The organism is Acidithiobacillus sp. TH-A35, from assembly GCF_057473505.1.
In genome coordinates, this window is the sequence record NZ_JBYCKR010000292.1 from 1 (window position 1) to 9,633 (window position 9,633).

Consider the following 9,633-nt stretch of genomic DNA (forward strand, 5'->3'; position numbering starts at 1 on the left):
GCGCGGATGCCGGTATTGTCATTAGCGCCTCGCACAATCCTTATCAGGACAACGGCATCAAATTTTTCTCTGGAGACGGTTATAAGCTGCCGGATGCCCAGGAGGAGGCCATCGAGGCATGGATGGACCGGCCCATGACCCTGTCTGCATCAGAGCGTCTGGGTAAGGCGCGGCGGGTCGATGACGCGGCGGGCCGCTATGTAGAGTTTTGCAAAACCACCTTCCCCGCCGATCTTGACCTGCGCGGTATGCGTCTGGTGCTGGACTGTGCGCACGGCGCTAATTACAAAGTGGCGCCGATGATTTTCGGGGAATTGGGCGCCACCCTGGACTTGCTGGGGGCGGAGCCCAACGGCATCAATATCAACGATCAGGTGGGCTCCACCCATCCCGAAGCACTGCGTGCCGCAGTGCTTCGCACCGGCGCAGATATGGGCATTGCCTTTGATGGTGACGGTGATCGCCTGCTCTTGGTGGACGATCAGGGTGAATTACTCGACGGTGATGAAATTCTCTGGTTGCTGGCACGGGATATGTGTCAGCACGGCGAGCTCTCTGGTGTGGTCGGTACGGTCATGACTAATCTCGCTCTGGAACAGGCACTGGCTGGCTGCGGTGTGCCCATGTTGCGCGCGCCAGTGGGTGACCGTTATGTGCTGGAGGCCATGCGTCGCCACGGTTATCCGCTGGGTGGCGAATCATCGGGGCACATAATTACACCTGCGAACACTACCGGCGATGGCATCCTTGCCGCGCTGCGGATATTGGCTATCCTGCGCCGCGCTGGTGCGGCGCTGGCAGTGTTGCGTGAAGGCTACCGTCCTTTTCCTCAGGTGTTGAAGAGCGTGCGCATGGCAGGTGCGCACAGTTTGCTCGACCAGCCATTAGCGCATCAACTCATTGCGGAGGCGGAGGATCGTCTGGGAGGAACCGGACGCTTACTGGTACGGCCATCCGGTACGGAGCCCGTATTACGGATCATGGTAGAGGCGGCTTCTGCCGACGTGGCGGCCGACGTGGCGGCGATACTGACCACAGAGTTGGTCAAGCTGGCCCTTACCCACACGGTCCCGGGACCGCTAAATTGACCATTCGAGACTGAATCTTTACACTGGCCGCTACATTAGATAATCATGACCGTGCCGTCGGCAACCCCCAGGGGACGATGAGGTCGTCGTGGACATTGATCATAAGGAAGAATTGCCGTGCGTCCCACAATGGTAGCAGGAAACTGGAAGATGAATGGTTTGAGTGCGGATGCAGTGCACCTTACTCAAGCCATTCTCCATGCCGGGCTGGAGCCGATGCGCCCGGAGGTGGTGATCTTCCCGCCTTTTACCCTGCTCCACGCAGTGTCTCAGGAGGCTAAAAGCAGCGCCTTGCGCTGGGGTGGGCAAAACCTCTTCTGGGAGGCCAGCGGCGCCTATACGGGAGAAATATCCGGGGCCATGCTCCGTGATATGGGGTGCCGTTATGTGCTGATCGGACATTCAGAGCGGCGGCAGATTTTTGCGGAGAGCGATGCGCAGATCGCCCAGAAGGTCAAAGTGGCACTGCTGTCAGGCCTTATCCCAGTGGTCTGTGTAGGTGAAACAGAGGCGGAGCGTGCGCAAGGCACCACGGAGGCGGTATTGCGCCGTCAGGTCGAAGCCGTTCTGCCGCTGTTAAATCTCGAGGCGAGCCAATCCAATATGATCATTGCTTATGAACCCGTTTGGGCCATTGGCACCGGTCTGAGTGCCAGCCCTGAACAGGCACAGGCGGTACATGCTTTCATCCGTGGGTTGGTAGCCGCTTATTCGGCGCATCTTGCCAAACGCCTGTTACTGCTTTACGGCGGAAGCGTAAAAGGTAACAATGCAGCCGCACTTTTTGACCAGGCAGACATTGACGGTGGATTGGTCGGTGGTGCTTCCTTGCAGGCGGGTGAGTTTATCCAAATTTGTCGTGCTGCCGAGTCGGCAGGACGAGGAGGCTGAGTCGATGTACACGGCGTTGCTGGTATTCCAGGTCATCATTTGTATCGTGCTGGTGGGGCTTATTCTGATTCAGAAAGGGCAAGGTGCCGATATTGGCGCGGTCTTCGGGGGTGGTGGTTCGCAGACGGTTTTTGGTGCGCGTGGCGCAGGTAATTTCCTGAGCCATACTACCGCCGTGATTGGCGCCGTATTTTTTCTGAACAGTCTTGGGTTGGCCTATCTTTCCGACCACTCCAGCAGCAGTACGGTTTCTGGTATCACTTTGCCTAGCAAAGTGCCAGTGACCACAGCGGTACCTGTAGCGCCAGTCGTCGCTGCTCCGATGCAGTCGGCAGCAACGACAGCGGGGCCGGTGGCCGGTGCGGTTTCTTCTGCTTCTGCAGGAAAACCCCCCGTCAAGCCTTGACGTGGTTGGCGTGTCATGAGAGAGTTTTAAACGTTAAGCCGAAGTGGTGAAATTGGTAGACACACCGTCTTGAGGGGGCGGCGGCGCAAGCTATACCGGTTCGAGTCCGGTCTTCGGCACCAAATTGCAGCCCATAGGGCTGTTTTTTTGTCTCCGGTTTCATGTGCGACTCTGATTTTCATATAAAAAAATAATTTATAGGTGGCTTTGGATGAGGTTTTCCGGGGCCTGTATTGGGTGGAGGGGGTTGGGGATGTTGAACCACTATTTGCCAGTGCTCATATTTCTGCTCGTTGCATTGGTGGTTGGCGTAGTCCCGCTGCTGATGGGGTCTTCGCTGGGGCCAAGCAAGCCGGACAGCGAAAAACTCTCACCCTATGAATGCGGGTTCGAGGCTTTTGAGGACGCGCGCGTGAAATTCGACGTGCGCTACTATCTTGTGGCTATCCTCTTCATTCTCTTTGATCTGGAGATTGCCTTCCTCTTTCCCTGGGCGGTAGTCTTCGATCAGATCGGGATGGTGGGTTTCCTCGCCATAATGATTTTCCTTGCCATTCTGGTCGTTGGCTTCATTTATGAATGGAAGAAGGGGGCGCTGGAATGGGAATAGAAGGTATCCTCGAAAAAGGCTTCGTCACCACGAGTATTGATACCGTGGTGAATTGGAGCCGTACCGGTTCTCTCTGGCCCATGACCTTCGGTCTCGCCTGCTGTGCGGTGGAGATGATGCACGCTGGCGCCGCGCGCTACGATCTGGATCGCTTCGGCATTGTCTTCCGTCCCAGTCCGCGCCAGTCCGACGTGATGATCGTGGCGGGGACGCTGGTCAACAAGATGGCGCCAGCCTTGCGCAAGGTCTATGACCAAATGCCGGAACCCCGCTGGGTAGTCTCCATGGGTTCCTGTGCCAACGGCGGCGGCTATTATCATTATTCCTACAGCATCGTGCGGGGCTGTGACCGCATCGTGCCCGTGGATATTTATGTGCCGGGTTGCCCGCCTACTGCCGAGGCCTTGCTTTTCGGCCTGATTCAGTTACAGAAAAAAATCCGTCGCACCAATACCATTGCCAGGTGAGCCATGACTGACGCACTCGAAAATTTGCGCCAGTATCTGGGCGCAGCACTGGGGGAGACACTGCGCAACGCGCGGATGGATCGCGGTGAGTTGACCGTGGAGTTGTCCCGTGAGGGTTTTTTAGCGGCGTGTCTCCGGCTTCGGGATGACGCGGACTGCGCCTTTGATTTGTTGGTGGACGTCTGCGGCGTGGACTATGTCGACTACGGCGATGGACTCTGGGAGGGTCCGCGCTTTGCCGTGGTCTATCATCTGCTCTCCCTGAAACATCGCCAGCGCTTGCGGGTGCGTATTTTTGCCGATGACGATCTGCCGATTGTGCCATCCGTAGTGGATATCTGGGCGGCGGCCAACTGGTTTGAGCGTGAGGCTTTTGATCTTTACGGGATTCTCTTTGACGGTCACCCGGACTTGCGGCGTATCCTCACGGACTATGGCTTTGTAGGTTATCCCTTCCGTAAGGATTTCCCCCTGGTTGGTACGGTGGAAATGCGCTACGACGCGGATCAGGGCCGGGTGGTCTACGAGCCGACGCGTACTGAGGAGCGCGTGGTGGTGCCGCGTATCATCCGCGAGGAAGAGGAGGGTCGCTACAATGCCCGAAATTAACAATTTCACCATGAATTTCGGGCCGCAGCATCCGTCTGCCCATGGCGTGCTGCGTCTGGTGCTGGAGCTCGATGGTGAGGTGATCGAGCGCGCCGATCCCCATATCGGTTTGCTGCACAGGGCCACAGAGAAGCTTGCGGAAAACAAGACCTATCTGCAGAACTTGCCTTATATGGACCGTCTCGATTATGTGTCGATGCTGTGCAACGAACATGCGTACTGCCTGGCGGTGGAAAAACTGCTCGGTGTCGAAGTGCCTGTCCGCGCGCAATATATCCGCACCCTGTTCGACGAGATTACCCGCGTTCTCAATCATCTGCTCTGGCTGGGTGCCTATGCGCTGGATGTCGGTGCGATGAGTGTCTTTCTCTACTGCTTCCGCGAGCGGGAAGACCTCATGGATGTCTATGAAGCCGTGTCCGGTGCGCGCATGCATGCCGCCTACTATCGCCCGGGCGGTGTCTACCGTGATTTGCCGGCACAGATGCCCCTGTATCAGCCGTCTCCTTACCGGAACGCTAAGCGTTTGACGGAACTCAATGGCAACCGCCAGGGCAGCATGCTGGATTTTATTGAAGACTTTACCCGCCGTTTTCCCACCTATGTGGATGAGTATGAAACCCTGCTGACGGATAATCGTATCTGGAAGCAGCGCACCGTGGGTATCGGCGTGGTGGGACCGGAGCGGGCCATTCAACTGGGCTTCACCGGTCCTATGCTGCGGGCTTCCGGGGTGGCCTGGGATCTGCGGCGTACGCAACCCTACGCGGCTTATGCGGAACTGGATTTTGACATTCCGGTGGGTAAAACCGGGGATTGTTATGATCGTTATCTGGTTCGTGTGGCCGAGATGCGGCAGAGCAACCAGATTATTGCCCAGTGTGTGGACTGGCTGCGCAAGAACCCCGGCCCGGTGATTACCGATGATTTCAAAGTGGCCACGCCGCCCCGCGAAGAGATGAAAACCAGCATGGAAGCGCTGATTCATCACTTCAAGCTCTTCTCCGAGGGCATGGCGGTCCCCGCGGGCGAAGTCTATGCCGCGGTGGAGGCCCCCAAGGGGGAATTCGGCATTTACATGATTTCCGATGGTGCCAACAAGCCCTACCGGATGAAAATCCGGGCACCCGGATTCCCGCATCTTGCCGCCATGGATGAGATGGCGCGGGGACACATGATCGCGGACGTGGTGGCTATTTTGTCTACCATGGACATTGTTTTCGGCGAGATCGACAGGTAAGCCATGTTATCGGAAAAGTCTCTGGCAGAAATTGCCCGTGAACGGGCCAAATATCCGGCGGATCAGGCACGTTCCGCCCTGTTGGCGGCGCTGCGCATTGCCCAGGAGGAGCAGGGTTATCTGAGTGATGCGGTGATGGAGTATGTCGCCGATCTGCTCGGCATCCCGGCGATTCAGGTCTATGAGGTGGCTACCTTTTACAGTATGTACGACCTCCAGCCGGTGGGTCGGCACAAGCTCTGCGTTTGTGGTAGCGTATCCTGCTTTCTGAACGGCTCTGACGCGATACTTCAGCACCTCAGTGAGCGTCTGGGGGTGGGCCTTGGTGAGACGACCGCAGACGGTCTCTTTACCCTGCAGGAAGTGGAGTGTTTGGGTGCCTGTAAAGACGCACCGATGCTGCAGGTCGGTGATCACTATTACGGGAATTTGACTCCGGAGAGTCTGGATGCCTTGCTGGCGGAATTACGTGGGGGGGCCGACGATGTTCGTTAATGGTGTTACGCTGCAGAATCGTGGTTTGCCCGACTCCCACCGTCTTTCCGTATATGCCGGGACCGGGGGCTATGGCGCTCTGCGCAAAGTGCTGCTGGACCCCATGGCGCCAGATCAGATCATCAGCGAGATAAAAAAATCTGCTCTGCGTGGCCGGGGTGGCGCTGGTTTCCCTACCGGGCTGAAGTGGAGTTTTATGCCCAAGGGGGTGACGGGTACCAAGTATCTGCTTTGCAATGCCGACGAGGGTGAGCCCGGTACCTGCAAGGACCGGGACATCATGCGCTATGAACCCCATCGTCTGATTGAGGGCATGATTATCGGTGCCTACGCCATGGGGGCCAGTGCCGGATACATTTTCATCCGCGGCGAATTTGTGGAACCGATCCATATTGTGGAAGGGGCGCTGGAAGAGGCTTACGCGAAGGGTTATCTCGGACAGAACATTCTCGGTACCGATTTCTCCTTTGATCTGTATGTATATCGCGGCGCGGGTGCCTACATCTGCGGTGAGGAAACGGCGCTGATGGAGGCGTTGGAGGGGAAGAAGGGGCAGCCGCGCTTCAAACCGCCATTCCCGGCCAGTTACGGCTTATACGGACGGCCTACCACCATCAATAATGTGGAAACCTTCGCCTCAGTCCCGGACATAATCACCAAGGGCGGTGACTGGTTCCTGAATTTGGGCAAGCCCAATAACGGCGGCACCAAAATTTTCTCGGTGACGGGTCATGTGCAGAAGCCGGGTAACTATGAAGTGCCCATGGGCTTGCCCTTTAAGGACTTGTTGGCGATGGCAGGCGGGCTGCGACCGGGTCGCCAGTTAAAGGCGGTCATTCCCGGGGGAACCAGCACGGCCATGGTGGCGGGTGCCGCCATGATGGATGTGACCATGGACTATGACTCCATCTCCAAAGCCGGTTCGGCGCTGGGCGCGGGTTCGGTGATTATCATAGATAACAGTGTTTGCATTGTGAAAACGGTGGAGCGTATTGCCCGCTTTTACATGCATGAATCCTGCGGCCAGTGTACGCCCTGCCGGGAAGGCATGGGCTGGCTGTGGCGGGTGATGCATCGCCTCGAAAACGGTCAGGGCCGAGAAGAGGACTTACAACTGCTGCTGGATGTGGGTTCGCGCATTGAGGGCCGCACTATCTGTGCCCTGGCCGATGGCGGCGTGGCTCCGGTGGTCAGCTCTATCCGCCTGTTCCGCGAAGAATATGAATACCACATTCAGCATAAGCGTTGCCTGATCAGCATGGGAGTTGCCTGATGCCGCACATCGAAATCGACGGGCAGGCCATTGAGGTGGCACCAGGGACCACCATTATGGAGGCCGCCGAGTCTTTGGGGATTTATATCCCGTTTTTCTGCTATCACCCGAAATTGTCGGTCGCGGCCAATTGCCGCATGTGTTTGGTGGATGTAGAAAAAGCTCCCAAGCCATTGCCGGCCTGTGCGACGCCCGTTGCCGATGGCATGAAGGTTGCGACCGCTTCGCGCAAGGCGAAGATGGCACAGCAGGGGGTGCTGGAGTTTCTGCTTATCAACCATCCTTTGGACTGCCCCATCTGTGATCAGGGTGGTGAATGTCCCTTGCAGGACATCACCATGGGCTTTGCTAACCCGCACAGCCACTACACGGAAGAGAAACGGGTCGTGGAGGACAAGAATATCGGGCCACTTATCGCTACGGAAATGACCCGCTGCATCCAGTGTACCCGCTGCGTGCGCTTCGGCCAGGAGATCGGCGGGATCATGGAGCTCGGGGCGACAGGGCGTGGCGAGCATATGGCCATTGGTACCTATGTCGCCAAGGCAGTGCAGTCAGAATTATCCGGCAACATGATTGACCTCTGCCCGGTGGGCGCGCTGACCAGTAAACCTTTCCGCTATAAGGCGCGTTCCTGGGAGTTGAAGCATACACCGGGACTCTGCCCGCATTGTTCGACGGGCTGTAATACCGATGTGCAGAGTCTGGGCCGTGAAGTGTTGCGGGTACTGCCACGTGCCAATCAGGCGGTGAATGAAGACTGGATTTGTGACAAGGGACGTTACGCCTATACCGGCCTGCAAGCCGAGGATCGCGTGACGCAGCCCTTGCTGCGTGTCGATGGAGTGTGGTGTGAGGCCTCGTGGGCGGAAGCGCTGGATGCCGCTTTGTCAGGACTGGAGCAGATGATCGCCCGGCATGGTGCGGGACGACTGGCCGGTCTGATTTCGGCCCAGTCCAGCAACGAAGAGCTCTTGCTTTTCCAGGCCCTGTTGCGCGGTCTGGGCAGCCCGCATGTGGACCATCGTCTGCGTCAGCAGGATTTCCGTGCGGATGCCGCGATGCCGACCTATCCGGCTCTGAACATGGCGTTGGAAGATCTGGAGCGCGAACCCGTTGTGCTGCTTTGCCACGCCTTTCCGCGGCAACAGCAGCCGCTGACCAACCATCGTCTGCGTAAGTCCGTGTTGCAGGGCGGTAAAGTGATTGCCATCGATAGCCTGCGTCGGGATTTCAACTATCCCGTAACCCAACTGGTGGCGGATGCAGGTGCTGATCTGGCCCTCTATGAGGCGCTCTGCAGCCAGTTGTCCGGTCATGCTGAGAAGGCGGACGCAGTGCCCTTGGCGCATGTCGCGAGCGACTTGCTCGCGGCAGACAACCCGCTGATTCTCATCGGTAGTGCTTTGCTGCACCACCCGCAGGCGGCGGCGATGATTGCACAGATTGAGACGCTTGCCGAGTTGGCGGGCGGGCGGGTGGGCTGGCTGGCGCAAGAGGCCAATAGCGCCGGGGCCTGGCTGAGTGGCTGTGTACCCCACCGTTTGCCAGGGGGGCATACGGCGCCTGCGCCGGGGCTGCCCGCCGATGCGCTTTGGGATGCGGATATGCGGGGTTTCGTACTCCTAGGCACAGAGCCGGGTGTGGACGCGATGCGCGGCGCAGCGGCGTTGGCGGCCTTGCAAAAAGCGGAGTTCGTGCTGAGCATCACGCAGTTTGCCGGCGAAGCGAAACAGTATGCTGACGTGATTCTGCCCATGGCGGCTTTTGCCGAGGGTTCCGGATCGTTCGTTAATAATGAAGGGCGCCTGCAATCCTTTCGGGCAGCGGTAAAAATGCCGGGCGAGGCGCGTCCCGCCTGGAAGATACTGCGCGTGCTCGGTGACGGTCTTAAGCTGTCTGGATTCCAGTTTAATGAACTGAGTGAAGTAACCGCCGCTTGGCAGCACGCAATCGGGGACTATGCGCTGGATGTGCCGCCTTTCCATGCTTTTCCCACTTTGGAGCCGGTCCCTGAGCCCATGTCTGCCGATGGGTTATGCCGTCTGGGTGACTGGTCCATCTATCAGGGCGATCCACTGGTGCGGCGTGCCGCGCCCCTCGCCCAGCCCGCCGTGGCGAAAATGCATCCAGATCAGGCCAAGGCGCTGGCCCTGCGCGGGGACTCCGTCGAAATCAGCAGTCACTGTGGCAAGATCTCGCTGCCTCTGGTACTGGATGTGCGGATTCCGATGGGTACTGTCTGGGTGCCGGCGGGGTATAACGAAACTGCCGCATTAGGCGCCACATACGCAACCTGCGCGGTGACCATGGCGACACTGCCTGCCGTTGCGGCCAGTGCTTAGGAGGCAGAGCCATGCATGATTTGCAGAATACGGCGTGGTGGGCGATCCTTTGGTCGTTGATCAAGATCATCATTGTGGTGGTGCCGCTACTATTGGGCGTGGCCTATCTGACCTTGGCCGAGCGTAAGGTGATCGGCTATATACAGGTACGTCTGGGTCCTAATCGGGTGGGCTTCAGGGGTTCGCTGCAGCCGATTGCGGATGCGATC

11 protein-coding genes and 1 tRNA gene are annotated in these 9,633 nt (G+C 58.1%); all 12 read left to right on the forward strand.

Annotation, left to right across the window (positions count from 1 at the left end; translation table 11 throughout):
• Window positions 1–1,088: phosphoglucosamine mutase (gene glmM, locus AC2VNK_RS09430; RefSeq protein ID WP_486883572.1), on the forward strand; the 1,088-nt coding region annotated here is incomplete at its 5' end.
• A gap of 129 nt (window positions 1,089–1,217) precedes the next feature.
• A complete protein-coding gene (gene tpiA / locus AC2VNK_RS09435) occupies window positions 1,218–1,979 on the forward strand; it encodes a triose-phosphate isomerase (protein WP_291521671.1) in 762 nt (253 codons plus the stop codon).
• Window positions 1,980–1,983: 4 nt separating this feature from the next.
• The gene (gene secG / locus AC2VNK_RS09440; protein ID WP_291521641.1) at window positions 1,984–2,385 is read left to right on the forward strand and encodes a preprotein translocase subunit SecG; all 402 of its coding nucleotides are present in this window, start codon (window positions 1,984–1,986) and stop codon (window positions 2,383–2,385) included.
• Between the two features lie 37 nt (window positions 2,386–2,422).
• A tRNA-Leu gene (locus tag AC2VNK_RS09445) sits at window positions 2,423–2,507 on the forward strand.
• 131 nt (window positions 2,508–2,638) lie between these two features.
• A complete protein-coding gene (locus AC2VNK_RS09450; RefSeq protein ID WP_486883573.1) occupies window positions 2,639–2,995 on the forward strand; it encodes an NADH-quinone oxidoreductase subunit A in 357 nt (118 codons plus the stop codon).
• Window positions 2,986–3,462 carry a NuoB/complex I 20 kDa subunit family protein gene (locus AC2VNK_RS09455; protein ID WP_163098500.1) on the forward strand — a complete coding sequence of 159 codons (477 nt, stop codon included), beginning with the start codon at window positions 2,986–2,988 and terminating at the stop codon, window positions 3,460–3,462. The genes AC2VNK_RS09450 and AC2VNK_RS09455 overlap by 10 nt, the downstream gene beginning before the upstream one ends.
• 3 nt (window positions 3,463–3,465) lie before the next feature.
• On the forward strand, window positions 3,466–4,071 hold the full coding sequence (locus AC2VNK_RS09460; protein WP_291521645.1) for an NADH-quinone oxidoreductase subunit C: 606 nt from the start codon (window positions 3,466–3,468) through the stop codon (window positions 4,069–4,071).
• A complete protein-coding gene (locus AC2VNK_RS09465) occupies window positions 4,058–5,311 on the forward strand; it encodes an NADH-quinone oxidoreductase subunit D (RefSeq protein ID WP_291521647.1) in 1,254 nt (417 codons plus the stop codon). The genes AC2VNK_RS09460 and AC2VNK_RS09465 overlap by 14 nt, the downstream gene beginning before the upstream one ends.
• 3 nt (window positions 5,312–5,314) lie before the next feature.
• Complete coding sequence (gene nuoE, locus AC2VNK_RS09470) at window positions 5,315–5,806, forward strand: NADH-quinone oxidoreductase subunit NuoE (protein WP_291521649.1); 492 nt, start codon at window positions 5,315–5,317, stop codon at window positions 5,804–5,806.
• Window positions 5,796–7,079, forward strand: coding sequence for an NADH-quinone oxidoreductase subunit NuoF (nuoF, locus tag AC2VNK_RS09475; RefSeq protein WP_291521651.1), 1,284 nt, complete (start codon window positions 5,796–5,798; stop codon window positions 7,077–7,079). Before nuoE ends, nuoF begins: the two co-directional genes overlap by 11 nt.
• The gene (gene nuoG, locus AC2VNK_RS09480; protein ID WP_291521653.1) at window positions 7,079–9,424 is read left to right on the forward strand and encodes an NADH-quinone oxidoreductase subunit NuoG; all 2,346 of its coding nucleotides are present in this window, start codon (window positions 7,079–7,081) and stop codon (window positions 9,422–9,424) included. The genes nuoF and nuoG overlap by 1 nt, the downstream gene beginning before the upstream one ends.
• Before the next feature lie 11 nt (window positions 9,425–9,435).
• Window positions 9,436–9,633, forward strand: a 198-nt coding sequence (locus AC2VNK_RS09485; RefSeq protein WP_486883574.1) for an NADH-quinone oxidoreductase subunit H, incomplete at its 3' end; no start/stop codon positions are given.

Coding starts and splice junctions, on each gene's coding strand:
- nuoG (WP_291521653.1), top strand. CDS start 7,079: ATGCCGCACATCGAAATCGACGGGCAGGCCATTGAGGTGGCACCAGGG.
- AC2VNK_RS09465 (WP_291521647.1), top strand. CDS start 4,058: ATGCCCGAAATTAACAATTTCACCATGAATTTCGGGCCGCAGCATCCG.
- nuoE (WP_291521649.1), top strand. CDS start 5,315: ATGTTATCGGAAAAGTCTCTGGCAGAAATTGCCCGTGAACGGGCCAAA.
- AC2VNK_RS09450 (WP_486883573.1), top strand. CDS start 2,639: ATGTTGAACCACTATTTGCCAGTGCTCATATTTCTGCTCGTTGCATTG.
- tpiA (WP_291521671.1), top strand. CDS start 1,218: ATGGTAGCAGGAAACTGGAAGATGAATGGTTTGAGTGCGGATGCAGTG.
- AC2VNK_RS09455 (WP_163098500.1), top strand. CDS start 2,986: ATGGGAATAGAAGGTATCCTCGAAAAAGGCTTCGTCACCACGAGTATT.
- nuoF (WP_291521651.1), top strand. CDS start 5,796: ATGTTCGTTAATGGTGTTACGCTGCAGAATCGTGGTTTGCCCGACTCC.
- AC2VNK_RS09460 (WP_291521645.1), top strand. CDS start 3,466: ATGACTGACGCACTCGAAAATTTGCGCCAGTATCTGGGCGCAGCACTG.
- secG (WP_291521641.1), top strand. CDS start 1,984: ATGTACACGGCGTTGCTGGTATTCCAGGTCATCATTTGTATCGTGCTG.